General features: G+C 39.7%; 28 protein-coding genes. 9 read left to right on the top strand and 19 right to left on the bottom strand.

Going from position 1 to position 24465, the window contains the following annotated elements; genetic code table 11:
* Position 1 precedes the first annotated feature (1 nt).
* The 4 genes from MK805_RS10365 (at position 2) to MK805_RS10350 (ending at position 3639) form a co-directional block, all read left to right on the top strand.
* Positions 2–616, top strand: coding sequence for an HlyD family secretion protein (locus MK805_RS10365; protein ID WP_240875798.1), 615 nt, complete (start codon positions 2–4; stop codon positions 614–616).
* 12 nt (positions 617–628) lie between these two features.
* Positions 629–1261, top strand: a complete 633-nt coding sequence (locus MK805_RS10360; protein WP_240875796.1) for an HlyD family secretion protein — start codon at positions 629–631, stop codon at positions 1259–1261.
* 15 nt (positions 1262–1276) lie between these two features.
* Complete coding sequence (locus MK805_RS10355; protein WP_240875794.1) at positions 1277–2884, top strand: DHA2 family efflux MFS transporter permease subunit; 1608 nt, start codon at positions 1277–1279, stop codon at positions 2882–2884.
* 287 nt (positions 2885–3171) lie between these two features.
* A complete protein-coding gene (locus tag MK805_RS10350) occupies positions 3172–3639 on the top strand; it encodes a CcdC protein domain-containing protein (RefSeq protein ID WP_255724582.1) in 468 nt (155 codons plus the stop codon).
* Positions 3640–3751: 112 nt separating this feature from the next.
* On the opposite strand, the gene MK805_RS10345 is transcribed toward MK805_RS10350, so the two are convergent.
* From MK805_RS10345 to MK805_RS10330, 4 genes are all read right to left on the bottom strand, one after another.
* Entirely contained in the window at positions 3752–4198 is a 447-nt protein-coding gene (locus MK805_RS10345; RefSeq protein ID WP_240875791.1) for a hypothetical protein, read from the bottom strand.
* A 169-nt stretch (positions 4199–4367) separates the two neighbouring features.
* The gene (locus MK805_RS10340) at positions 4368–4682 is read right to left on the bottom strand and encodes a thioredoxin family protein (protein WP_240875786.1); all 315 of its coding nucleotides are present in this window, start codon (positions 4680–4682) and stop codon (positions 4368–4370) included.
* Positions 4683–4694: 12 nt separating this feature from the next.
* Positions 4695–6386 (bottom strand): tetratricopeptide repeat protein, encoded by a 1692-nt coding sequence (locus MK805_RS10335; RefSeq protein WP_240875785.1) that lies wholly within the window; start codon positions 6384–6386, stop codon positions 4695–4697.
* Positions 6387–6504: 118 nt separating this feature from the next.
* The gene (locus MK805_RS10330; RefSeq protein WP_240875784.1) at positions 6505–7446 is read right to left on the bottom strand and encodes a ribose-phosphate diphosphokinase; all 942 of its coding nucleotides are present in this window, start codon (positions 7444–7446) and stop codon (positions 6505–6507) included.
* 247 nt (positions 7447–7693) lie between these two features.
* Here MK805_RS10330 and MK805_RS10325 point away from each other — a divergent pair, with 247 nt between their 5' ends.
* From MK805_RS10325 to MK805_RS10310, 4 genes are all read left to right on the top strand, one after another.
* Positions 7694–8416: an MBL fold metallo-hydrolase gene (locus tag MK805_RS10325; RefSeq protein ID WP_240875782.1), complete on the top strand. Its 723-nt coding sequence runs from the start codon at positions 7694–7696 to the stop codon at positions 8414–8416.
* Positions 8416–8979, top strand: a complete 564-nt coding sequence (locus tag MK805_RS10320) for a TetR/AcrR family transcriptional regulator (protein ID WP_240875781.1) — start codon at positions 8416–8418, stop codon at positions 8977–8979. The genes MK805_RS10325 and MK805_RS10320 overlap by 1 nt, the downstream gene beginning before the upstream one ends.
* 279 nt (positions 8980–9258) lie before the next feature.
* Entirely contained in the window at positions 9259–9903 is a 645-nt protein-coding gene (locus MK805_RS10315; protein WP_240875780.1) for a DUF2238 domain-containing protein, read from the top strand.
* 107 nt (positions 9904–10010) lie between these two features.
* A complete protein-coding gene (locus MK805_RS10310; protein ID WP_240875778.1) occupies positions 10011–10283 on the top strand; it encodes a hypothetical protein in 273 nt (90 codons plus the stop codon).
* A gap of 64 nt (positions 10284–10347) precedes the next feature.
* Here MK805_RS10310 and argF read toward each other — a convergent pair whose 3' ends face one another.
* The 15 genes from argF to MK805_RS10235 all read right to left on the bottom strand — a co-directional run bounded on the left by argF (position 10348) and on the right by MK805_RS10235 (position 23404).
* Positions 10348–11313, bottom strand: coding sequence for an ornithine carbamoyltransferase (gene argF / locus MK805_RS10305; RefSeq protein ID WP_240875776.1), 966 nt, complete (start codon positions 11311–11313; stop codon positions 10348–10350).
* 5 nt (positions 11314–11318) lie between these two features.
* Entirely contained in the window at positions 11319–12506 is a 1188-nt protein-coding gene (locus MK805_RS10300; RefSeq protein ID WP_240875774.1) for an acetylornithine transaminase, read from the bottom strand.
* Complete coding sequence (argB, locus tag MK805_RS10295; RefSeq protein WP_240875887.1) at positions 12490–13278, bottom strand: acetylglutamate kinase; 789 nt, start codon at positions 13276–13278, stop codon at positions 12490–12492. Before argB ends, MK805_RS10300 begins: the two co-directional genes overlap by 17 nt.
* Positions 13279–13302: 24 nt before the next feature.
* The gene (argJ, locus tag MK805_RS10290) at positions 13303–14535 is read right to left on the bottom strand and encodes a bifunctional glutamate N-acetyltransferase/amino-acid acetyltransferase ArgJ (RefSeq protein WP_240875772.1); all 1233 of its coding nucleotides are present in this window, start codon (positions 14533–14535) and stop codon (positions 13303–13305) included.
* Positions 14536–14578: 43 nt separating this feature from the next.
* Positions 14579–15607, bottom strand: coding sequence for an N-acetyl-gamma-glutamyl-phosphate reductase (gene argC / locus MK805_RS10285; RefSeq protein ID WP_240875770.1), 1029 nt, complete (start codon positions 15605–15607; stop codon positions 14579–14581).
* A gap of 162 nt (positions 15608–15769) precedes the next feature.
* On the bottom strand, positions 15770–16393 hold the full coding sequence (gene hisIE / locus MK805_RS10280) for a bifunctional phosphoribosyl-AMP cyclohydrolase/phosphoribosyl-ATP diphosphatase HisIE (RefSeq protein ID WP_240875767.1): 624 nt from the start codon (positions 16391–16393) through the stop codon (positions 15770–15772).
* Entirely contained in the window at positions 16375–17148 is a 774-nt protein-coding gene (gene hisF, locus MK805_RS10275; protein WP_240875764.1) for an imidazole glycerol phosphate synthase subunit HisF, read from the bottom strand. The genes hisIE and hisF overlap by 19 nt, the downstream gene beginning before the upstream one ends.
* A complete protein-coding gene (gene hisA / locus MK805_RS10270) occupies positions 17145–17876 on the bottom strand; it encodes a 1-(5-phosphoribosyl)-5-[(5-phosphoribosylamino)methylideneamino]imidazole-4-carboxamide isomerase (protein WP_240875762.1) in 732 nt (243 codons plus the stop codon). The genes hisF and hisA overlap by 4 nt, the downstream gene beginning before the upstream one ends.
* Before the next feature lies 1 nt (position 17877).
* Complete coding sequence (hisH, locus tag MK805_RS10265; protein ID WP_240875760.1) at positions 17878–18480, bottom strand: imidazole glycerol phosphate synthase subunit HisH; 603 nt, start codon at positions 18478–18480, stop codon at positions 17878–17880.
* Complete coding sequence (gene hisB, locus MK805_RS10260; protein ID WP_240875758.1) at positions 18477–19067, bottom strand: imidazoleglycerol-phosphate dehydratase HisB; 591 nt, start codon at positions 19065–19067, stop codon at positions 18477–18479. Before hisB ends, hisH begins: the two co-directional genes overlap by 4 nt.
* A complete protein-coding gene (hisD, locus tag MK805_RS10255; protein WP_420833071.1) occupies positions 19064–20335 on the bottom strand; it encodes a histidinol dehydrogenase in 1272 nt (423 codons plus the stop codon). The genes hisB and hisD overlap by 4 nt, the downstream gene beginning before the upstream one ends.
* On the bottom strand, positions 20331–20948 hold the full coding sequence (gene hisG / locus MK805_RS10250; protein ID WP_240875886.1) for an ATP phosphoribosyltransferase: 618 nt from the start codon (positions 20946–20948) through the stop codon (positions 20331–20333). The genes hisD and hisG overlap by 5 nt, the downstream gene beginning before the upstream one ends.
* Before the next feature lie 21 nt (positions 20949–20969).
* The gene (hisZ, locus tag MK805_RS10245) at positions 20970–22091 is read right to left on the bottom strand and encodes an ATP phosphoribosyltransferase regulatory subunit (RefSeq protein ID WP_240875754.1); all 1122 of its coding nucleotides are present in this window, start codon (positions 22089–22091) and stop codon (positions 20970–20972) included.
* Between the two features lie 177 nt (positions 22092–22268).
* On the bottom strand, positions 22269–22733 hold the full coding sequence (locus tag MK805_RS10240) for a GNAT family N-acetyltransferase (protein ID WP_240875752.1): 465 nt from the start codon (positions 22731–22733) through the stop codon (positions 22269–22271).
* Positions 22734–23002: 269 nt separating this feature from the next.
* Positions 23003–23404 carry a hypothetical protein gene (locus tag MK805_RS10235; RefSeq protein WP_240875750.1) on the bottom strand — a complete coding sequence of 134 codons (402 nt, stop codon included), beginning with the start codon at positions 23402–23404 and terminating at the stop codon, positions 23003–23005.
* 284 nt (positions 23405–23688) lie between these two features.
* Between MK805_RS10235 and MK805_RS10230 the strand changes: the two genes are divergently transcribed.
* Complete coding sequence (locus tag MK805_RS10230) at positions 23689–24423, top strand: MerR family transcriptional regulator (protein WP_240875748.1); 735 nt, start codon at positions 23689–23691, stop codon at positions 24421–24423.
* Positions 24424–24465 lie beyond the last annotated feature (42 nt).

The raw sequence follows: 24465 nt of genomic DNA, 5'->3' as shown, positions 1-24465 counted from the left end.
TATGAAACAATGGTTAGCTACGTTTGTCGTAATTATCGTGGTCTTGGGGATAGCCGTTTTTGGATATCAATATGTCACAGATGCACAAACGTATGTTTCTACCGACAATGCAACTTTAGAAGCCGATACGTACTCTATTGATGCAGAGCAGACGGGGGTATTAACGGATTGGAAGATTAAAGAAGGAGATAAAGTAAAAACAGGAGATATAGTAGGGAAAATCCAAAATAAATCTCTTACTTCCAAAGTAAATGCAACGGTTGTAAAAACTAGTGTTTATGCCAATCAAAATGTTTTCCAAGGTCAAACACTAGCCAAAATGGCAAACCTAAATGAAACATACGTATTAGCCTATATTGATGAAGATCAGATCAGTAAAGTCAAAAACGGCAAAGATGTCAAAGTCACGATAGAATCACTATCTTCTGAACCCTATGATGGAAAGGTAATACAGGTCGGATCGGGTGCAGGTGGAGTATACGAGTCAAGCCCTACTACTTCTTCTTCCCGTTCTGAAAAAGAAGTTCAACGTGTTCCTGTAAAAATTTCCGTCAACAATTTACCTATTGATCGTTTGACTCTAGGAGTCCATGCAGAAGTTAAAATAGAAAGATAAGGTGATAAAAAAATGAAAACCGGTAAACTTATTGCAATTAATACCGTTGTATTCTTGATTGTAATAGCAGTCGGAATCGTAGGTATCAACTACTACCAAAATACTGTAAATTATATCTCAACAGATAATGCCAAAGTCTCTGGTGATATGGTACCCGTTACTGTTGTGAATGCTGGTAAAATAACAGATTGGACAGCAACCGTTGGACAACAAGTAACCGAAAATGAAGCAATTGGTAAAATCACTGGTACTAGCACTACTTCTATCACTTCTCCTATCGCTGGTACAATTGTTCAAAGCAAAGGGATGAAAGGTGAAACAGTAGCACCTGGTCAATCTCTAGCTCAAGTAGTAGATCTTAGCAAATTGTATGTCATTGCAAATATTGAAGAAACAGAAATCAAAAACGTAAGTATCGGTCAAGATGTAGACGTAATTGTAGATGTTGATAAAGGTACTACTATTAGCGGAAAAGTAACAGAAATCGGGAAAGCAACGAACTCCGAGTTTTCCTTATTACCATCCCAAAATGCAAGTGGTGATTACACCAAAGAAGTAGAATATGTACCTGTGAAAATCGAACTGGAAAGTTATTCTGCTCAAGTTGTTCCTGGAATGAATGCAACTGTAAATATACATCGCTAAAGGATGTGAATGAATATGACAGATTCATCGAATCATACTATCCGTTCACAGATTCCTTTGCTTGCGATTATTATGCTAGGAATGTTTATATCCGTCTTAAACCAAACGTTGTTAAATGTAGCAATACCACATTTGATCACCGAATTTAATGTGACCGCAACCGATGCAGAATGGTTATTGACTGGATATATGCTCGTGAACGGGATCTTGATTCCTCTATCTGCATTTCTGATAGAACGTTTTGGAATTCGTAATTTATTTATCACAGCAATGATCTTTTTTACTGGTGGATCATTTGTTTGTGGTCTAGCTCCTACTTTTTCGATACTTTTAATAGGTAGATTATTACAAGCTGTTGGTGCTGGGATTCTCATGCCACTGAGTATGACCCTTATCTTGTCTATATTCCCACCTGAAAGCAGAGGGAAAGGGATGGGGATTTTTGGACTTGGTATTATGTTTGCCCCAGCTATTGGACCTACTCTTTCTGGTTGGGTGATGGAACATTATAGTTGGAGATTATTATTTAATGGTATCGCTCCGCTAGGATTATTGGTCCTAATCCTGTCTATCTTTTTATTGAAAGATTTAGGGGGAACCAACAAAAACCTGAAACTCGACTTAATTGGAACGATTTTATCCACCATTGGTTTTGGAGCATTACTTTATGGACTCAGCGAAGCAGGAAGTAAGGGTTGGGATGATCTAATCGTCGATGCATCCCTAGTAGTTGGAGTGATATGTATTTTCTTGTTTGTCATTCAACAATTGAACTCCAAACGTCCAATGTTAGATTTTCGGATTTTGAAATATCCTGTCTTCACTCTATCCAGTATCATTAATATGATCACTACCATCGGGATGTTTGGCGGTATGTTCCTCGTGCCGATTTATTTGCAAAATTTACGAGGATTTACGCCTCTAGAATCAGGATTACTCATGCTTCCGGGTGCAATTCTCATGGGAATTTTATCTCCTGTCTCAGGTGTCTTATTTGATAAAATAGGACCACGTCCATTAGCTGTGGTAGGAATGTTGATCACCCTTGTCACAACTTATGAATTTACAAACTTAACATTGGCAACAAGTTATACCTTTATCGTCGTGCTATATATGGTTCGAATGGTTGGAATGGGTCTTTTGATGATGCCTATCCAAACTGCTGGAATGAACGAATTGCCACGGGAAAAAAATGCTCACGGTACAGCGTTAGCCAACACAACCAGACAAATTGCGGGTTCCATTGGGATTAGTTTTATCACAACGATCTTTACCAATCGCACCACATTTCATATGGGACTATTGCGAAACTCAGCCAATACAATGGACCCTCAGTTTCAGCAATCGTTTATGGATCAAGCTATCCAAATGTCTCAGCAACTCGGGATTCCCATTGAACAGGCAAAAGCTGCAATAAGCAATGTCCTGTATGGTCAAATCGGTCTACAGAGTTCCATGTCTGGTATACAAGATGCATTTTACTGGACAACCGGCATTACGGTACTAGCGTTTATCCTCAGCTTTTTCTTGACAGATGTTCGCAAAAGAAAGAAACCAGTAGTACCTACAACTGCTCCTAAATTAGAAAAACCAAAAGAGTCTTTAGAACCAGTTACAACTTGATAAGAAAAGCTGCTGATCAACTAAAGTGCCCTTTTACAAAGAGGATACACTTTAAACATCAGCAGCTTTTTTACATACTATAAAAATTTCAATCCGCCTGCTGAATGCAAACAGATTGAAATAAAGATTTAATTATAATGAGCATATGTTTTTATGCAACAAACCAATTTGAATGAAACCTGATTTTTCATACCAAAATACATAAAAAAATTTTTGAATACCTATTGCATTAAGTGTATTAGTTGTTATAATACACTTAATGAGAATGATAAAGGAGCGAGATTCAAATGTATAATTACGCTATATATGGCCTTGTATTTCTTATTATAATTTTAATTATTTGGAGGAGAATGAGAATTGGGACGAAACCAATCAAAGGCAATGGTATTGGTATCTTAATTCCTATTCCCATTTTCTTGCTGATGTGTTTCCTAGCTGTCTCACAACAAAAAGGGGCATTCCATGTTTGGTATGAACTTGCGGGGATAATATTTGGATTTGCAATGTCTATTCCGTTAATACTTGCAACAAATTATGAAATTCGTGAAGAAGGACAAATTTTTGCAGTGAGAAATAAAGTTTTCATTTATACTTTTATCGCGATTATTATCATCCGAATTCTTCTTCACCAATACTTGCAAATGTTAGGAACGCAGACAGAAATGATGATATTGCTTGCAGTTGCTTCTGGATATTTGATTCCTTGGAGAGTTGCTTCTTACCTTAAATTTCGTAAGATAAAACAACTAGCTTAATAAGTTGCCATAAAACCTTAAAAAACTTACGGGTAAGTACTGAATCGGCCCGTCCACACATGCAAACACCCCACCTTTGAAGGCAAATTCAAAAATGGGGTGTTTTACTGATTTAATGAGAAGTAGGTGTGAAACCTTTTGGTTTATAGTTATAGACAGTAGCCTTTGCGTTGCATTTCTTTGTATTATCATCCCAATAGTCATCTGAACAATAGATTCTAAGCTGATATTTACCATATAACCCTTTGAATATATGTCTTTTTTCACCTTTATTGGTTAAACCATGTGTAGAAACTCCATCTGTTGCTGATATTTTTTTCTTTGTTTTTACATCCATCAAGTAATAACGAATATCAAATTTGTTGTAGTTATCAACCACAACATAAAGGGTGTGGTTAGAATTTGCAGCTATTACAGGTGTCCAATGGTTATTACGCGTTCCTTTGATGTAAGTTGAAACAGAATAGTTGCCAACAGCCGCATAAGAATTAGACTGAACTGTAAAGATAAACACAAATGCTAAAAATCCTGCAACAAAAGGTATCCATAGCTTTTTCATATAATCTCCACCTTCATAAATTCAAATATAAGTCTCATACTAACATTAAATTTCCGTTTTTTTGAATTAAAAATTTATAGAAATTTTGAAAGTAGTTTTAAAAGGTAAAACTTTCGAAGGAACAATACCTTTTGAGTAAAAAATCCACCTCATTGAGGTGGATTTTTTTTTATTTCATCGAGTCCAAAAACTCGATTACTTGTTCTTTTGTTTTGGCGTATCTACTTGGAAGGCGTCCTACTTCTTTTCCTTCTTCAAAAACGATAAAAGTAGGAATTCCTTTAACATTATATTGCTCGGCAACTGCTTGTTCACTGTCTACATCAATCTCAGCAAACTGAAACTCATCAGCAAATGTTTGTGTGATCTCAGGCATATCTGGTGCAATTCGCTTGCAATCCCCACACCAGTCTGCACTAAACTCAACTACTTTTCTTCCGGAACTCGTAAATTCAGCAAATGTTTTTTCGTTGAGCATGTCCATTGTAAATCCTCCTCAAATCTGTTTGAAGTAGTGGTGTAATAATGGCAATATGAGCTTAGCATTTCTTGCTACAGTAGAAGATGCAACTTTATACTTCTCCGCTACTTGTGCCTGAGACAGCGATAAATCATAGTATTTTGCGACTACATATTCTATAGCGGCTGCCATTCCTTCGACTTTTCGAATCATAATTTCGGAAAACTGCCGAAGGAAATCCCAGAGCATCTTTGCATCTTGTTGTTGGGCACTTTCATAAGTATCCATGTTTTCTAGGAGACGAGCCAGAACTTGCTGCCACTTTTTCTCCTGACTGTTAGAGGAATCCTCTAGTGCTAACATCTCACCATTATATAATACCTCATATGGAGGTTCTGCATCCATATGACGCAATGCAAAGAACGCGATCTGTTTTAATTCGTCATCTTCCGTTGGCTTACGCAAAAAATGGCGCAACAAAGCCTCAGCTTCTTTATGTTTAATCCAACGCATGAAGGTGAGCACTTGTAACTTTGTCTGACGGTCACCATGAGTAAGTGCCCATGTCAAAGAAGTATGGAGAAGTGAATTTTTTTCATATTCCAACGCAACTTTTTCAACCATCTCTCCTTGATTGATCTTTAACATATACTCTTCAAAAGGAAGATGATAATGATAGCAAGTTAGAGATGGAATCGAGGTTGGATTTTTCATCCAAATCTCCATTTGTTCTAAATAAAACTTTGGTATCTCTGAGCGTGGATCAAGCCAAGCAGCTCTTCTCCAATACCGATGTGCAGTAGAAAGTTTCCCCACATGAACAGCTGCTGTTGCTGCATGATGATACAGACTTGCCTCGGGCTGTTCGTCTACTTTTAAAAGCCAAGAAAACAACTCATATGCTACTTGATGTTCTCCTAACATTCCCATTGTGACTGCTAATTTATAGGCAGCAGCCGGTTGAACAGGAACTAGATTTTTCAGCATATCCATGATCCCTCTGGTCATGGTTTCGTTTCCTTCATGTTGACTCAATATCGCTAAATTACATAATGCATGTAAATTGTTAGGATCTGTTTCCAAAATAGTGGTTACTATCTCACGAGCTTTTTCCAGTTGACCAGTATAAAAATAAGCCAAACCAAGATTATGATAAGTTGGGAGATAGTCGGGGTTTTCTTTCGCTAATTCTTCTAGCAATTCCGTAGCCTGTAGAAAACGGCCTTCTTCTAAATGCCATTCTGCTTCTTCATGTTTCTCCCGGAATCCAGGCAGAGGAGCAATCAATTGCTTTGGTAATCGTCCCATTTCATAAGCTACCATGTACAACATTTCTTCTGCTTCTTCTGAATATTCGCCTTCGGGTTCATGTCGTAAATATTCAATTAGGTAGTCTTCTGCCTGTTCAAACGCTTCCATATTTATGGCGTTATTTGCCATATAATAATAACATTCTGCCATAGATGGATCTACATCTTGAAGAACAACTTGTAAAATTTCATTTGCTTCCTGATAGTTACCCAACTCAGCTAAAACGCCAGCTACATTGCAGTAATTAGCAGGATTGTCAGGTTCTTTTTCCATGACAACGCGAAAATACTTTAAGGCCTTATCATACTGATGACGTTCTAGTGATTTAATAGCTCGATCAAAAAAGGTGCTTGCATCCATCTCCAATGAGATGACCTTATGATCTGATTTATGTTTAGGAATGGATATCTTTTTCATATTTTCCTCCCAACCAGTCAGCATCCAAAAAATGCCTGATGGTTTGGTACCCCACCAGTATAACATATTTGGAATTGTTTGCTTACATGAATTGGGAATCTTTCTCCTCTTCTATCTTTTAACCAGAGTCTGAACGAAATAATGTACTTATCGAACCTCCAGTAATAATTATTTTAATCGCATCACTTAATAAAGGTGCCACAGACAATACTCTAAAAGAATTACCTAAGTTCTCAAAAGCAATAGAATCCGTTACTACTACTTCCTTGATACCAGGATGAATCAATTTTTGTACAGCGTTATCCGAAAATAAAGGATGTGTTGCACATATATAAGCTGGATTAGCACCCTTTTCCTGCAAACCTTCCACTACGCTCACAATGGTACCGCCTGTATCGATCATATCTTCAATAATGATAGGTGTACGATTGGTTACTTCACCAATGATATGAGTAATTTTAGCAGCATTGTGTTTGGGTCTCTTTTTTAACATAATCGCAAATGGCGCATCGAGCAAAGTTGCTAATTTCTCTGCCATTTTTGCTCGCCCGGCATCTGGGGAAACAATAACTGGATTTAAAATTTTACTTTGAACTATATGATCGCAGATTAAGTGCAAAGCTGACAAATGATCTACAGGAATATTAAAAAACCCTTGAATAGCAGGTGCATGTAAATCTAAAGTGACAACACGAGATACTCCAACTGTCGACAGGAGATCAACAATCATTTTTGCAGTGATTGGTTCTCTAGGAGCATCCTTTTTCTCTTGTCGTCCATAAGCAAAATAAGGAATTACCGCGCTAATACTTCGTGCGGAAGCACGCCTGGCAGCATCTACCATGATCAGAAGTTCCATCAAATTTTCATTTACAGGATGACCCAGTGTCTGAATTAAAAATACATCTTGATTGCGGACACTCTCTTCAAAATGTACATATATCTCGCCACTTTTAAATCTACTAATTCTAACTTTACCTAGTTCTTTATCGAGGTGAGATGCAATGTCAGTTGCTAATGACAAATTGGAGGTACCTGAAAAAATTTTAACGTTGTTCATCCTTTTGACCTCCATTAGCTTGCATTTCTTGTTTTTATTATAGCAGTCCTTTTGTGACATTGAAAATTAATCGAATAGTAGATTGTTAGACTATTTTCATATGGGAAGGTATAAGAGGGTTTTTCTCCCTCTACCTAATATTTTAACTTCATATACATATCCGTTTTTCAAAAAAGAACTTTACAAAACTAATGATATTAGTTATTATACTAATATCATTAGTTTTCATGATAAGGAGCGGATATAAATGAAAGTCACGAAAATGGATACAACCTATCAACTTAGTTTTTTAGCCAATGTATTTCCAGTAAACTGCTATCTGGTAGAAGAAAAACATGAACTTACCCTTATTGATTGTGCTCTGCCCTATAGTAATAAAGCTATTTTAAAAACGGCAATAGAGATCGGAAAACCGATTACCCGCATCGTATTGACACATGCACATGAAGATCATATTGGAGCATTGGATAAATTAAAACAAGCACTGCCAGAGGCTCGTGTATTCATTTCAAAGCGAGATGCAAAACTATTGCGAGGAGACAATAGCCCTGAGGAAGGAGAAGAAAATACTCCTATTCGAGGAGCTATACCTAAACCCCAATCCATTAAGACAGTTCCAGATCAGTTACTCGATGAGTCTGACACCATCGGTTCACTCCAAGTGCTGCTAACTCCAGGTCATACACCAGGGTCTATCAGTCTGTTAGACAATCGAAACAATCATCTTATCGTGGGAGATGCTTTACAAACTCGTGGGGGCGTAGCGGTTTCTGGTGACATGCGACTTTGGTTTCCCTTCCCTGCGATTGCTACTTGGAGCAAACTAGCAGCTTTAAACAGTGCAAGGAAAATAAAGAATACCGAACCAAGTCTTATAGCTACAGGACATGGAAAAATGTTAAAAAACCCTAATGATTCATTAGCAGCAGCAATACAGCGAGCGGAGAACAAATGGAAGGAGCAAGCATAATGCCACGGGTTGGTTTAGATCAAAGTAAAATCATACATGCTGCAATAGAGTTAGCAAATGATCAAGGATTAGAACAAGTTACGATTGCAGCATTAGCAAAAAAACTCGGAGTTCGCCCTCCGTCTCTATACAATCACTTTAGTAGTCTCATCGAAATACGCACGAAAATCGCGAGAGAGGGGATGCAAAAACTCGAAGATACCTTAATTCGCTCTGTTGCTGGAAAATCTGGAGAAGAAGCCATATTATCATTTTCCAAACAATACCTTACTTTTGCAAATGCGAATCCAGGTCTCTATGAAGCAACGATACAGCCGATGAATGTTCCTGACAATGTTGTTGCTGACACAAGTAAAAATATGATTGATCTTTTGGTTCAGTTACTCTCTGCTTTTTCCTTAACAGAGCAAGAATCTCTTCATTTGGTCAGAGGCCTGCGAAGCATTGTTCACGGCTTTGCTTCCCTCCAACGTGCCGGAGGTTTTCAAATGAATTTTAAAGTAGAAGATAGCCTCTTATATACCATCAAACTATTATGTGATGGAATGAAAGCCAAACAATAAGGTGAGGTGCAAAACATCATGATACTCATCAAGATATCGAAACAGCAGTTCTTGGAATACTGGGATATTGGGGATTTAAAAGTAAAAGCACTTGTGGATCTCCAGCGCAAATGTAGAAAAGCAAAAAAATAGAGGATGTTGATGAAACTATTCCTAGGAACGACTCCAAACAAAAATCTATTAATAATCTTTTCAATAAACGAATAATGACTTCAATTTTATGATATTTTTTTAATATAACGAAATATTTTCACTTCATCCCTTGGGGAGGACCTTCTTTTGAAACGATTAAGTCAATGGCCGCTACTTCTTATGATTATTGCTTATACTGCTGTTTGGCTATGGGCTGCATGGTCGCCTGTTGACCGGTTTGGTTGGTTTTTAGAAAATCTACTGCTTGTCCTGTTTCTTGTTATTTTTATCATCCTGCATCGGTCCTTTTCATTTTCCTATTTCGCCTATTTCTGTATCCTGCTCTTTTTAACTCTCCACACGATCGGAGCCCACTATTCATACCGAACACCCATCGATCCCTGGCTGAAACAATGGTTTGAATTAGATCGAGCGTATTATGATCGGGTTGTACACTTCTCCTTTGGCTTTCTGATGGTTATTCCTTTAAAAGAATGGTATCAGCAAATAATAAAGGTAACACCAAAAATGTATGCATTTATCTCCATCACCACTATCTTTTCTGCTGGAGCATTTTATGAATTGATTGAAATGTGGGTAACGATGATAGTAGATCCAGCATCAGGTACAACCTTTATTGGTATTCAGGGTGATCAATGGGATACCCAGCATGATATGGAATTAGCTCTTTATGGAAGCACTATCATGATTCTAATTGCCACTCTTATCGAGAAAATAAAAGCAAGGTCTTCATTGATGCAACAGAAAAATTCAGATCACATCAAAAGCTAGCAGAAAAATGCTAGCTTTTGTCTCGTTTACTTGAATAATTTTTTAAGATGTATGATTTCCACATCAAAAGCTCATACTATCCAACAACTTAATGGAGGGATATTTGTATGAGATTTTCTTTAGAAGAAATGAACATTCTCACTGAAAAACTAGAAAAAGAAAAAGCGCAGATTTATCAAGACTCCGCGTATGATCCATCTGCAAATGACGTCCATCACTTAGAGACAATTGCTTATCTCCAGCAGCGGTTAGAAGACCAAAAAACCGAACTTTATGAAGAAGAAAAACAATATTTAGCAAGCTTGATCCAAGATGAAATCGGACATATTCATGGAAATGGAGAAGCGGTCTACCAGTCTATTTTAGAAAAAATACAGTAAAAAAACCGAGGCTGGATGCGGATCACTCCAACCCAGCCGGAAAGCTCACTCAGCCTTTCTTTTATTAGAATTCTCCTAGTAGTGCTACTAATAGAGCTTTTTGCGCATGCAGTCTGTTCTCCGCTTGATTAAATACTACCGACTGAGGACCATCTAGTACTTCTGCCGTTACTTCTAACTCCCGATAAGCTGGCAGGCAATGCAGAAAAATGGCATCTTCTTTTGCTTGATCCATCATTGCTTGATTCACCTGATATTCAGCAAAATCTTTCAGTCGTTTCTCTTTTTCTTCTTCTTGTCCCATACTCGCCCAAACATCCGTATAAACTGCGTCAGCCTCTTGTACAGCAAGAAGTGGGTCTGTGTAGAATGTGATGGATGCACCGGTTTCCGCAGCTAGAATCTCCGTTTCTTTCCAAACTGCTAGGTTTGGTTCATACCCGGCAGGAGTCGAAATCGATAGATGTACACCTGTAGCTGCTGCACCATGCATCAAAGAATGCAATACATTGTTGCCATCACCGACATAAGCCACCTTTAATCCAGTCAGATAGCCTTTTTCCTCTTGAAGGGTCAACAGATCAGCGAGAGCCTGACAAGGATGGTAATAATCCGTCAGCCCATTGATAACTGGTACAGTAGATGTTTTCGCTAATATATCTACTGTCTCGTGGTCATATGTCCGAATTAATATCCCATCGATATAACGGGACAGTACTTTTGCTGTATCTTCAACCGTCTCTCCTCTGCCTAACTGAATATCTTGGCGATTGAGATTCATTACATGACCGCCTAGCTGCACCATTCCTACTTCAAAGGAAACACGTGTCCGAGTAGAAGGTTTATCAAAAATCATAGCGAGCGTTTTGCCTGTCAAAGGCTTATAAGCTATTTCGTTCTTTTGAAGTTTTTTCAATTCGTGAGCAAGGCTGAGCAGACTGGTAATCTCATCTGGAGCAAAATCGGTTAGAGTCAGTAAACTCTTTCCAGTACAGGTCTTTAGCGGAGAAGGAATCGATAGGGTAGCCATGTAAATCAACCTCCATTTTGGATGATAGTAAGTTGAGTTGGTTCGCAAACTGCTTCTTTGATCAGATGTACAGCTTGATTCAATTGTTCATAAGTGACAACGAGTGGCGGTAACAATCGCAATACATTTTCTCCTGCTGGCAGGGTGACGATTCCTTGTTTTAACAACTGTTTGATAATTGGTGCAACCGGTTTGGATAATTGTATTCCGATCATGAGACCAAGTCCTCTGATCGCTATGACAGCCTCGCTATCAGATAATTCTTCCTTTAGTGATTCTAAGAAATATCTACCTTTTTCTTTTACATCATGAAGTAAGTTGTTATTTTCAATCTCCGTCAATACGGTTTTCGCCACCGTCATCGCCAGTGGATTTCCACCAAATGTCGTCCCATGTGTTCCAGGTCGAAAAACAGGTTTTAATGCTTCTTTTGCCAGCATTGCTCCAATGGGAAATCCATTGCCCAAGCCTTTCGCCAGCGTGATAACATCTGGCCAGATGCCATAATGTTGAAAGGAAAACCATTCTCCCGTGCGCCCGATTCCGGTTTGTACTTCATCCACTATTAGTAAAATGTTATTTTTCTCACACCAGTTTGCAAGCTCCTGTACAAAGGAATAAGAGGCAGGGTAGACTCCTCCTTCTCCTTTGACCATTTCCAATAAAATTGCCGCAGTTTGCGGATTCGTAGCTTGTTTTACTGCATCGATATTTTCAAAAGGCACCGTGATAAATCCAGCAGGAAGGGGACCAAATCCAGTTTTCACCTTCTCTTGACCAGTTGCTGTAAGGGTTGCTAAAGTCCGACCATGAAAGGAACCTTCAAAAGTGATAATTTCTGGTTCCAAGACCTTCTTCTCTTCTTTTGCCCATTTCCGTGCCAATTTGATCGCTGCTTCATTTGCTTCTGCTCCACTGTTACAAAAAAATGCTGCCCCAAGTCCACTATGTCTACAGAGCAAGGAAGCCACTTCTTCCTGTAGAGAAATAGGAAATAAGTTTGAAACGTGCCAAAGTTGATGAATTTGCTGTATGAGTGCATGAGTAAGGGCTGGGTGATGATGGCCTAAGTTGGTAACGCCAATCCCTGATCCAAAGTCTAGATAGGTTTTGCCAGCTTCATCCCACAGCACAGCACCTTCCCCTTTGACAAATGAAACATCATACTTGATATAGTTAGGAAAGAGTGACATGACTCGATACCTCCTGACGCAGACATGTACCTTCAAATGGATGAAGCATGTCAAATGCAAATGCTTTTGAACCATTTGCGATCCATACTTCTTTTACTTTTTGTAATGCTTTGATTCCAGAACGCGCTTTGGGGATCATACCACCAGAGATTTCACCTGACTCAATATAGCGCTCAATTAAACTCGGTGTTGCTTCTGTCAGTAATTTTCGCTCTGATCCAGTTCCAATAAATATTCCATCGACATCACTTATTAAAATCAAATGACTTGCATTCATCGATTGCGCTATTGCGGCGGCTGCCTCATCAGCGTTGATATTGTAATGAGTCTCATCCCTGTCAACACCAAGAGAAGCAATAACTGGAACCCACCCAAGGTGTAAAATAGTGTGCAGGACAGCGTTATTTACTTCTGTCACGTCTCCAACATAACCCATATAGGGATCATGTTGTTTTGCCTGTATTAACTGCAAATCTACACCGCTTAGACCAACCGCTGATAAACCAGTTGCATGGAGTTTACTTACCATTCGTTTATTGACTGTTCCTGCTAATACCATCTCCGCAATGGTGAGCATCTCATGGTCGGTGACCCGGTAACCATTTATAAAGGTCGATTCTTTTCCTGTTTTTTGTGCCCAAGATGAAACTAGGGGTCCACCGCCATGTACGATTACAAGAGAATACCCTTGGTTTTTTAATTCGGCACAAGCGGCAAAAAAGTTAGGATGCAGATCAGTTAACACACTTCCTCCAATTTTGATCACAATCACTCGAGACAAAAGTGACCCTCCTATCTAAGTACGATAACTTGCATTGATCTTCACGTAGTCGTAGGTGAGGTCACAACCCCACGCAACCGCTTGATATGCTCCCTGTTGAAGATTGATGTGAATATCCACTTTTTCTTGGTTTAATATTTCGGATGCTTTTGTTTCATCGAAGGGAACAGGCAGCCCTTTGTCCACAACCGCAACCGTTCCTAATTTCACTTGAACTTGTTCAGGACGCAATAAAGGCTCCCCGTATCCCGCTGCACACAAAATTCGCCCCCAATTTGCATCAGCACCAAAAACCGCTGATTTTACAAGATTGGAACCAACGATTGCTTTCGCAACTTTCCGTGCCATTTGCCTGCTAGAAGCTCCTGTTACTTCTACTTCAATCAAACGAGTTGCACCTTCGCCATCTTTGGCGATTTTCTTTGCTAACTCTTGACATACATAAGTGAAAGCTGCTTGAAAAGCATCCCAATCGGCATGTTGTGGATTCAGTGATTCATTTCCAGCAAGTCCACTTGCCATCACAAACACGCTGTCATTTGTACTGCAATCACCATCCACTGTGATCATGTTGAATGTTTTATCTGTTGTTTCCTTCAACAGCAATTGGAGGTGATTGGACTCAATCGCTGCATCGGTAGTAATAAAGCCCAGCATGGTAGCCATATTAGGGTGAATCATCCCAGATCCTTTTGCCGCACCTGCAATGGTTACTTCCTTCCCATCTACTTGTAATTTGACTTGAACTTGTTTGGTGAAGGTATCCGTCGTTAAAATGGCTTCTGCAAAGTCATATCCACCTGCTTCATTCGCAGTCGGGATGACTTTTTCTAAACCAGATGTCAATTTGTCCATCGGTAAATACTGTCCGATAACACCAGTAGAAGCGACCCCTACATAGTGTGCAGGGATTTCCAAAAGCTGTGCCGCTTGTGAGGCAATGGCCTTTGCATCTTCTATCCCGCGTTCTCCAGTACAAGCATTGGCAACTCCGCTGTTGACCACAATTGCTTGCAGTTTTCCTTCTTTGTTGATATTTTCTTGGGAAATTTTCAGTGGAGCAGCTTGAAAAGCGTTCGTCGTATAAACCGCGGCAGCTGTAGCTGGAACGGTACAAATAAGTACCCCTAAATCCCGTTTCCGTTTGCGTATCCCAACATGAATACCTGCTGATACAAAGCCTTTAGGAGAGGTAATACTCGCTTGATCTATTATTTGAAAAAAACAGGCTGGGACTGCTAGACTCATCTTCCTATCACTCCTCATCTTTGATTTTCCTTTGGTTTATTGATTATGGGTAAAGGGGTGAAAACAAGAGGCCAGCCGTCTCAGGAAACCCAAAGCGAATGTTGGCATTTTGGATTGCTTGCCCTGCGGCTCCCTTCATCAAGTTATCGATCGCAGATAATAAAATAATGCGTCCTGTTCGTGCACCTACATGAAAACCGAGATCACAATAATTACTCCCTTGCACAAACTTCGTTTCCGGCCATTGCTGCCCTCTGATTCGGACAAAAGGAGCTTGCTCATATGCTGAATGGTAAAGGTTATACAAATCTCTATTTGTATAATTATTCATATTGCCCGCATAAATACTGACCAGAATTCCTCTACTCATCGGTACTTGTTGAGGAACAAAACTCACTGCTACTTCAGTTTCCGCAAAAAGACTCGCATACTGTTCAATTTCGGGTACATGTTGATGCCTATCTACTTTGTAAGGACGAACATTTTCATTTATTTCACTAAACAACATTCCTTGATGTACGCTTCGTCCGGCTCCAGTTACCCCTGATTTAGCATCGATAATAATGGAAGCGGGATCTATTATCTTCTCTTGAAGAAGTGGCGCCAATGCCAACAAAGTAGCTGTTGGATAACATCCCGGATTTGATATAAGCCGGGCATGTCGCAAATCATTTTGAAACCACTCACTGAGCCCGTATACTGCTTGATCGAGATAATCACTCGATGCTGCTGGTTTTTGATACCAACTCTCATATACCTTTGGATCAGCTAAACGAAAATCTCCAGAAAGGTCTATCGCACAGATTCCACGCTCTAATAGCTCCGGAATCCACCTGCTGCTCACACCTGGAGGAGTAGCAAAAAAGACAACTTCTATCCCGTCACACATGCTGTCTACACTCAATTCTTCAAAAATAAGTGATGACTCCAGATGCGGATAAACGGAACTTAACCTCTCTCCCGGCTGCGAAGAAGAAAACACTGCCCCTATTTCAAAATAGGGATGTTGCTCCAATAAGCGGATCAATTCTACCCCGCCATATCCCGAAGCACCTACAACAGCTACTTTCACCAACCTTCACTCCTAACAACACACTCTATAATGAATTATTATACATATTAATTCATATTTATTCAATTGTTTTAATAGAACGCTCTGTAAAAAATTATCTCGGATATATTCTCTATCAAACTAAAAAACGATCCCTATACTTAAATAAGGATCGCTTCTCTATTATTTGCTCGTTCTACCAATATATCTGCTAGCTAATTCATCATAGATTTCATTCATAGGAACTCCTTGATTTTGCAAGAGCACCATCAAATGATATATTAAATCTGCTGCTTCATATCTCAATTCTTCTTTGGAGTTATTTTTTGCTGCAATAATGACTTCTGCTGATTCTTCACCAATTTTTTTCCCGATCTTATCTACGCCTTTTGAAAATAGATAAGTAGTATAGGAACCTTCAGGCAGTTTCTCATGGCGGTCAGCTATTAAGGCTTCTAAGTCTATCAACACTTGACTTGGCGGTGTTTGCATTTCTTCAGCTCCTTCAAAACAGCTTGTACTACCAGTATGACACGCAGGACCATTTGGAATAACACTCAATAAAATAGCATCCTGATCACAATCATAAGAAATATCCACTACTTTTTGTGTATGACCAGAAGTAGCTCCTTTATGCCACAGTTCTTGGCGAGACCTGCTGTATAACCATGTTTCTCTTAACTCTAGTGTCTTTTGATATGCTTCTCTATTCATGTAAGCAAGGGTAAGCACTTGTTTGCTTTCTGCGTGTTGGATAATAACAGGTACAAGTCCATCTGTATCCCATTTTATCTCGTTGATATCCATCTGACTTCTTCTCCTCTTTCACGTAATAATGCTTTTACTTCCATAATGTCTACTTCTTCATAGTGAAAGATCGAAGCTGCAAGTGCGGCTGATGTTTTGGTTTTGGTAAACACTTCGACAAAATCCTCTGCACTGCCCGCTCCACCTGATGCGATGACTGGTACAGTAACAGCATCTGATACAGCGCGAACTAACGACAGGTCAAAACCATTTTTTTGTCCATCTTGATCCATACTCGTCAGCAAAATCTCCCCTGCACCTAGCTCCACTACGTGCTTTGCCCAATCTAGTACGTTCCAATCTGTTCGTTCCCGGCCTCCATGTGTATACACAAACCAAATATCCTCTTTAGCATCATACTTAGCATCTATTGCCACTACAATACACTGAGCTCCAAAGCGGCGTGCGCCCTCTTGAATAAGCTCCGGATTTAATACCGCAGCAGTATTGAGCGAAACCTTATCTGCTCCTGCTCTCAATATCTTTGTCATATCCTCTACACTGCGAATACCGCCACCTACTGTGAAAGGGATCGTTAATTTACTTGCTGCAAGGCGCACCACATCGATCATCGTCTTTCTGCCTTCATGGGAAGCCGAAATATCTAGAAATACGAGTTCATCTGCGCCAGTTTGATCATACAGCGATGCCAGTTCAACAGGATCGCCAGCATCTCGTAAGCCAACAAAGGAGACTCCTTTTACCACCCGGCCATCTTTTACATCCAAACAAGGAATAATGCGCTTGGTAATCATCGGTTTACCTCCCCTAGCACGTCAGCTAGTTTCACTGCACCAGTATATAATGCTTTTCCTACAATAACTCCTGTAATACCTTGGGCTTCTAATGATTTTAGCTGCTCGATATCTTTTGTTGTTGCTACTCCACCTGATGCAATGACTTGTCCACCTGATGATTTGGCTATCTGTATTGCAATATCACTATTTACGCCAGAGAGTAATCCATCTTTTGCAATATCGGTAACAATAAAAGTGGTAGCTCCATAATCGGCCATCTGTTTGGCTAACTCAACCGCTGTAGTTGTTCCTTGGTTCAGCCATCCATGTGTGGCAACATATCCATCCCTCGCATCTAACCCTATTGCAATTTGTTTCCCATATTTGGCTAGTGCTTCTTTTACAAACGTTGGATTATCAATAGCGGCTGAACCAATAATCACGCGCTTCACGCCTAAGGACAGAAGATATTCCAAACGTTCCAAATCACGAACACCACCACCAACTTGAACCGATACACCAGATTCCTTGGCAATGGACGCAATCACTCCACTGTTTGTCAATTCACCTGAACGCGCTCCATCTAAATCTACCAAGTGAAGCCAGGATGCTCCCTCTATAACCCATTTTTTCGCCATTTCAAGTGGCGAATCATGAAAAATAGTCTCTTGATTATAATCTCCTTGAATCAGCCTTACACATTTTCCATCGCGAATATCAATTGCTGGATAGATGGTAAATCCCATTTTATATTCTCCCCTCTGCAAATTGATGGAGGAGCTGCATACCAAGTTGACCGCTTTTTTCAGGGTGAAACTGCATACCAATAACATTTTTACGAGCTACAATAGCGGTGATATCTTCACTATAGTCGGTTGTTGCGATCACATCTTCCGAATTTGTCGCCTTCACATGATAGGAGTGAACAAAATAGACATGTCCTTCTTCGAGGCTGCGAAACAGAGGATGGGGGTGACGGAAAGATAACCAATTCCAACCCATATGTGGAATCGGCAAGTCCATATTCAATTTTTCTACTTGACCAGATAATAAATTTAATCCACTATAATATCCATGTTCATCACTGCTAGTAAAGAGTAACTGCATTCCTAAACAAATACCTAGTAAAGGTTTACCTTGTATAGCTTCCTCCACAATAAGATTTGTCAATTTACGTTTACTCAACTCTTCCATCGCATCGCCAAATGCCCCAACTCCAGGAAGAATTAGCTTATCCGCTTGTTGTATAGTATCCATATCGTCTGTGATTACATATTCATGATCCAATCTTTGTAAGGCTTGACTAAGGCTAAATAGATTCCCCATGCCATAATCAATAATCGCTATCACCCTAATACCCCCTTAGAAGAAGGAACACCTTTGATACTTGGATCAATTCTCGTGGCCTCATGCAAAGCTCGTCCCAACGCCTTAAAGAGTGATTCTATCATGTGGTGCGTATTGCGTCCGTAATGAAGGATAACATGTAAATTCATCTTGCTTTCCAATGCAAGTTTCCAAAAAAATTCGTGCACGAGCTCAGTGTCAAAGTTTCCTACTCGATTACTTGGAAATTCAGCACGGAATTCAAGATGTGACCTGCCTGAAAGATCAATTATCACTTGTCCCAGAGATTCATCCATTGGAACAAAGGCATTGCCATATCTTCGAATACCTGCCCTGTCCCCTAACGCTAGATCAATTGCCCTGCCGATACAGATTCCTGTATCTTCTACCGTATGATGATCATCAATATGATTATCACCGATCGCCCGGACAGCTAAATCAAATTGCCCATGTTTAGCAAATAAATCCAGCATATGTTCTAGAAAAGGCACACCAGTGTGTAAATTAGCTTTCCCTTCTCCATCTAAAGAAAGATTTACATCTATTTGCGTTTCTTTAGTGGATCGATCCACATGTCCTCTTCTGTTCATTTTCCATCCTCCATCCGAATGCGAATCGAAGCCGCATGTGCTCCTAAACCTTCTTGTTCCGCAAGTGTTATCACTTGCTCGCTGTCTCTTTGCAATGCTTCTTTACTATAAGAAATAAGACTCGTTTTTTTCACAAATGTATCTACACTCAGAGCAGAGGAGAATCGAGCTGTGCCACTAGTTGGCAATACATGGCTGGGCCCAGCTATATAATCTCCTACTGTTTCTGGACTCATCGAACCTAGAAACACAGCCCCCGCATGCCGCACATAGCTGAGATATTCCCATGGGCTAACTAACATCAGTTCTAAGTGCTCTGGTGCTACCTGATTAGATAAAGCAAATGCTTCTTTGATATCCGAAGTGAGCACAATGGCACCATGTTTCTCCAAAGATGCTTCAATAACAGATACTCGATCCAACTTCTTTGTCTGGTTTGTTACTTCCGCTGCTACTTTTTTAGCAAGCTCCTCTGATGGGGTAAATAACATTGCAGCCGCTTCTGGATCGTGTTCTGCTTGTGCTAACAAATCGGCTGCTACAAATGCTGGATTTGCCTGCTCATCAGCGATTATCACCACTTCACTTGGACCTGCAAAACTATCAATATCCACTTGACCATATACCAATTGCTTTGCTGTAGCAACATATTGGTTTCCCGGGCCTACAATTTTATCCACTTTCGGAATTGTCTGTGTCCCGTATGCAAGTGCTGCAATTGCCTGTGCTCCGCCTACTTTGTATATTTTTTCAATCCCTGCAACTTGTGCTGCTACAAGAGTTGTCGCAGGAATTACCCCATTCTTATCAGGAGGTGTGACCATTATGATATCTTCCACACCTGCTACGATAGCAGGAATGGCGTTCATTAACACAGAAGAAGGATATGCTGCCCTTCCTCCTGGCACATAAATCCCTACTCGATCCATTGGCCGAACAAGCTGTCCCAAAATCGAACCATCTTTCTCCATGTTCCACCAAGAAGTATCTCTCTCCTTCTCATGAAACAAACGAATTCGCTCAGCTGCCGTTTGAAGGGCTTCTACAAATGATGAATTCACCTGCTGCATAGCAAATTGCTTTTCCTCTTCTATTACGAGCAAAGATTCGAGGTTTGCACCATCGAACTCTTTCGTATAAGCAAATAATGCTGTATCCTTTTTGATCCGAACTTCGTCAATAATGCGTTGGACAGTTGAAATAATATCTCCCTTTTGCTCTACAAGATTCTCCCTAGGCTGCCATTCATCCACCCGAACAATCTTAATCAACTTTCCCCCTCCGTTCGATATGCTTCTTCAATTGATCATAAAAGCGATTTACACGTTTGTATTTCAACTGATAACTTGCACGATTAGCAATAAGTCGAGAAGTAACAGAGGTGATCGTTTCTAGTTCCACAAGCCCATTTTCCCGAAGAGTCTGACCTGTCGAGACGATGTCCACAATCCGATCTGCCAATCCAATCAATGGTGCCAACTCGATAGAACCGTTTAGTTTGACTACTTCGACTTGCTCACCGATGCCACGAAAGTATTTTTCCGCAATGGATGGGTATTTCGTAGCAATCCGACCATTCACTGTATCTTTATCAGGAAGACCAGCAACGGATACACGGCATGGACTAATCTGCAAATCTAGTAATTCGTAAACATTTCTCGATTCTTCCAATAAAACATCTTTACCAACGATCCCTAGATCCGCTACACCATACTCTACATAAGTTGCTACATCCATCGGTTTGGCTAAAAAGAAAGCAAGCTGAGCTTCAGGAGCTGTCAAGATCAGCTTGCGTGTTTCTTTTGTTAGATCATCAGGCACAGGAATACCAGCATCTGCAAGTATTGCTAATGCTTCTTCAAAAATTCTCCCTTTTGGCATGGCAATCGTTAAAAGCTCCACCTATTCTTCCCTCCATACGATATCTGTCTGTGTATCGTCTATCTGAAGTACCACCGTATATCCTAGTTCCCTTAGTTCTTTGGATTTTGCTATTGCTGCTTTTCGCTGTAACTTAGGATAGAACAGCGTCGTTTTCTTTGGTTCCATGCACTCGATGTTACAAGTTTCGATTAAGTTATTCATCCGAAAGGCAAAACCTGTAGCTGGCAGCGGCCTGCCAAACTGTTCATAAAGTTGATCATATCTGCCTCCACTTAATATGGCAAAGCCAACTCCATCCGCAAATCCTTCTAAATACATCCCTGTATAGTAATTGATATTGCCCAGTAAACGTATATCTACAGTCAAATAAGATTCATAACCGTAGTCTTCTAAAATATCCCAAATACGAATGAGCTGTTTTGCTGCTTTTACAACACGATTGGACGAGTGAGACAAAAGAGGCTCTAAATACTCTTTGTGATCCAATCCTCTACAAAGCTGCAAAATATCTGCTACAGCTTCTTTATCTTCTAACTGCTGCAATAACGCTTCAAATCCAACATAGTCACGGTGGATCAGAAAATCGGTCAATTGTGCTCTTTGCTCCTCTGATGGGCAAATAGATTCTAATAAGCCTCTAAGTAACTCCACATGCCCTACAACTAAGCGGAAAGAAGAAGTTTGGCAAGCCTGCAAAGCCGTTATAGCTAAAGCTAATAATTCGGCATCTGCTTTAACTCCCGGCTCCCCTATTAACTCCACGCCTGATTGATAAAGTTCGGCACGACGGCCAGCCGCATATTCTTGGGTCCGAAAAACACTTGCATGATAAAACAAGCGCAGAGGCAGGGCTTCGTGTTGTAGTAAAGAATTTACCATTCGAGCGATAGGGGCAGTCTGGTCTGGCCGGAGAATCAACATCGCTCGTTCCTGTCCAATTAAACGAAACATCTTATCTTCCGAAATTGCACTTGCACGTCCTACTGTTTCCGCATATTCTAACATCGGTGTCATCACTTCTTGATAACCCCAACTGGAAAATACATGTGATAAACGCGACTCTATTTCTCGCTTTTTTCTAGCAAGCTTTGGTGGAACATCTTGAAACCCAATTGGTTTCTCAAATGCTTCTGGACTCATTTTTCACACTCGCTTTAGTATGCTAATGTATTAAAGTAATTGTTAGTTATTGTAACATAATACAACAAGTATGGCTACAACATGCAGAAAAAGATACATCATTATTGTGAAATGATGATCAAGTTATGTATGGAATATGGACTAACAAAAGAAGTATATATAGATTCAAATGATTGTTTATTTCAAAATGAATTCATAGTGATCGCTATGGACATCTTTTTTATACCCTATTGATTCATACAGTCTTTTCGCTTGATGATTCGTAACAGCAGTTTCCAAAATCAAGCCTTTGGCTCCTGTTTCACTTGCATAATCAATTGCTCTGGCCATTAATTGTCTTGCGATTCCTCTCTTTCTTGCAGAAACTTCTACATATAAATCGTTTAAAATCCAAAGTTTTTTCATAGAAACAGATGAAAAAGACGGATACAATTGAACAAATCCTAATGGATAAACCTTACTTTTTTCGTTTTCTAATGCTAAAAAAATAACAGATTGGTAGTTCTCCATTCTTTCTCGAATGAATTTTCTACCACCCTCTAAATCTGATGTTTGATTATAAAATACCCGATACTGATCGAATAACTGTGCTACGTAATCTAAATCGGACAAATCTGCCTGTTTTATAATATATTTATCCATTTCATAATCTCCCTTCCATCTGTATAAATAACAACTTCTGTAAATGCAATTATTCCTATTAGGATTATAGCAAATATTGAAATATCATCTTTTTGAGGATATCGCTAGATCGAAAACGCGGGATTTTCCTGTTATTTAAGCTTTTTTCATATAATTGCGTCGCCCCCATACAAAAACCAAGCCTAACCAAGGTTGATCCTGTAAGGGGGCGGTTCACACAGGAGAATGCCTTCTGATCCAAAAAGGCTGAGGTTCACTCCGAAGGATACTTATTTCTTAGAAAATTGGAACCAACGATAGCTGGCTCCTTGCTTTCGAATGAACCAGAAATCCGAAACACTCTCCACCCATGCGATCTGACCGTCGGTCATGCCATTTAGGTTGACAGTGTATCCAATCCAATAACCATCTTTCAGCACTTCGGGCTTGATGCATCCTCCGAAAGAGTAACCCCACTCGAAGAACAGCATCCCTTCTGAAATAATACTTCGAATCTGAATATTTACTGGATGGTTCCGCGACTGGTTGAACGTTTTTGCGAGGTCTGAACCCAAGCACAAGCCATTGACTGTAGGCTCGTTAAAAAGCTTCCTGACCGACGCACTCGTCTGAAAACCGCCAAGCTTATCCATCTCACGAAAGAAGGCTTCCATTGCGAACAAATCGCTCATCACAAGTCCTTTACTAAGAGACATCACCCTGCATGTAAAAAGTATAACAAAAAAGCAGGATAACGATAATAAAACAATTTATAGCACTCCATATCTTGAAATAAATAGAATAGCTCTTTCGCATCATGCGACATAACTTTTCCAAAATTATGATTATATTCAATATTTTTTATGGAGACGAAAGGACTTTTCAAATCAAAAAATAATAAAAAAGTCTTGATCCCAACGTAACGTCAGGTCGTATAGTAAGGTTACCGGTAAAATCACTCGCGCGAAATGAGGAGATGAAAATAACTAAAAAGCATTGGAAAGTAGGAGAACTTGCTAAACAGACTGGGCTTACAGTTCGAACCCTCCATCATTATGACCAGATTGGATTATTTTCCCCTTCACAGTATTCCGATACAGGCCATAGACTCTATGCCGAAATGGATATCGTGAAGCTACAACAAATACTGTCTCTCAAACAGTTAGGTTTTTCTTTAGATGAAATAAAAGAAGCCATGGAAAATCCGAATTTTGACCCGATTAAAGTTATCAAAATGCAGTTAGAAAGTGTAAAAGAGCATATTCGTCTGCAAGAAGAGCTGCGGAGTAGATTAGAGGGAATCTATAAATTGCTTCATGCTCAACAAGAAGTCAAAACAGAACAATTTATAAAATTAATTGAGGTGATTCAAATGAGTGTAGAGAAATACTTTACTCAAGCACAACTAGAGGAAATGAAAAATCAAACCGCACAATGGAGTCCAGAAAAAAGACAACAAATCGAAAATGAGTGGAAAGAATTGATTGCAAACGTACAGGAGGAAATGAAAAAGAATACACCACCTGAAAGCCCAACAGCCGTAAAATTAGCAAAACGTTGGAAGGAATTGACCAACATGTTTACTGGCGGTGACATGGAGATCGTCCAAGCAGCGGAACGTTTTCATGCAGAGAATGCAGGTAATGCCTTGCAGTATGGGGTAGACAAGGAGCTCTATCAATATATAAAAACGGCCATGGCACATATATAACAATAACTATTTCCGTGGATCGAACCTTCTCATTCATTACCA

The sequence above is a fragment of the Shimazuella soli genome (assembly GCF_022511585.1).
Lineage (GTDB): Bacteria > Bacillota > Bacilli > Thermoactinomycetales > Thermoactinomycetaceae > Shimazuella > Shimazuella soli.
The sequence above is the reverse complement of the archived record's forward strand: the minus strand, read 5'-3'. Positions and strand labels throughout refer to the sequence as shown.

Excerpts from the sequence above, each read along its gene's own strand:
- MK805_RS10365 (WP_240875798.1), top strand. The coding sequence starts at position 2 with ATGAAACAATGGTTAGCTACGTTTGTCGTAATTATCGTGGTCTTGGGG.
- MK805_RS10360 (WP_240875796.1), top strand. The coding sequence starts at position 629 with ATGAAAACCGGTAAACTTATTGCAATTAATACCGTTGTATTCTTGATT.
- MK805_RS10355 (WP_240875794.1), top strand. The coding sequence starts at position 1,277 with ATGACAGATTCATCGAATCATACTATCCGTTCACAGATTCCTTTGCTT.
- MK805_RS10350 (WP_255724582.1), top strand. The coding sequence starts at position 3,172 with ATGTATAATTACGCTATATATGGCCTTGTATTTCTTATTATAATTTTA.
- MK805_RS10345 (WP_240875791.1), bottom strand. The coding sequence starts at position 4,198 with ATGAAAAAGCTATGGATACCTTTTGTTGCAGGATTTTTAGCATTTGTG.
- MK805_RS10340 (WP_240875786.1), bottom strand. The coding sequence starts at position 4,682 with ATGGACATGCTCAACGAAAAAACATTTGCTGAATTTACGAGTTCCGGA.
- MK805_RS10335 (WP_240875785.1), bottom strand. The coding sequence starts at position 6,386 with ATGAAAAAGATATCCATTCCTAAACATAAATCAGATCATAAGGTCATC.
- MK805_RS10330 (WP_240875784.1), bottom strand. The coding sequence starts at position 7,446 with ATGAACAACGTTAAAATTTTTTCAGGTACCTCCAATTTGTCATTAGCA.
- MK805_RS10325 (WP_240875782.1), top strand. The coding sequence starts at position 7,694 with ATGAAAGTCACGAAAATGGATACAACCTATCAACTTAGTTTTTTAGCC.
- MK805_RS10320 (WP_240875781.1), top strand. The coding sequence starts at position 8,416 with ATGCCACGGGTTGGTTTAGATCAAAGTAAAATCATACATGCTGCAATA.
- MK805_RS10310 (WP_240875778.1), top strand. The coding sequence starts at position 10,011 with ATGAGATTTTCTTTAGAAGAAATGAACATTCTCACTGAAAAACTAGAA.
- argF (WP_240875776.1), bottom strand. The coding sequence starts at position 11,313 with ATGGCTACCCTATCGATTCCTTCTCCGCTAAAGACCTGTACTGGAAAG.
- MK805_RS10300 (WP_240875774.1), bottom strand. The coding sequence starts at position 12,506 with ATGTCACTCTTTCCTAACTATATCAAGTATGATGTTTCATTTGTCAAA.
- argJ (WP_240875772.1), bottom strand. The coding sequence starts at position 14,535 with ATGAGTCTAGCAGTCCCAGCCTGTTTTTTTCAAATAATAGATCAAGCG.
- hisIE (WP_240875767.1), bottom strand. The coding sequence starts at position 16,393 with ATGGATATCAACGAGATAAAATGGGATACAGATGGACTTGTACCTGTT.
- hisF (WP_240875764.1), bottom strand. The coding sequence starts at position 17,148 with ATGATTACCAAGCGCATTATTCCTTGTTTGGATGTAAAAGATGGCCGG.
- hisA (WP_240875762.1), bottom strand. The coding sequence starts at position 17,876 with ATGGGATTTACCATCTATCCAGCAATTGATATTCGCGATGGAAAATGT.
- hisB (WP_240875758.1), bottom strand. The coding sequence starts at position 19,067 with ATGAACAGAAGAGGACATGTGGATCGATCCACTAAAGAAACGCAAATA.
- hisG (WP_240875886.1), bottom strand. The coding sequence starts at position 20,948 with ATGCCAAAAGGGAGAATTTTTGAAGAAGCATTAGCAATACTTGCAGAT.
- hisZ (WP_240875754.1), bottom strand. The coding sequence starts at position 22,091 with ATGAGTCCAGAAGCATTTGAGAAACCAATTGGGTTTCAAGATGTTCCA.
- MK805_RS10240 (WP_240875752.1), bottom strand. The coding sequence starts at position 22,733 with ATGGATAAATATATTATAAAACAGGCAGATTTGTCCGATTTAGATTAC.
- MK805_RS10235 (WP_240875750.1), bottom strand. The coding sequence starts at position 23,404 with ATGAGCGATTTGTTCGCAATGGAAGCCTTCTTTCGTGAGATGGATAAG.
- MK805_RS10230 (WP_240875748.1), top strand. The coding sequence starts at position 23,689 with ATGAAAATAACTAAAAAGCATTGGAAAGTAGGAGAACTTGCTAAACAG.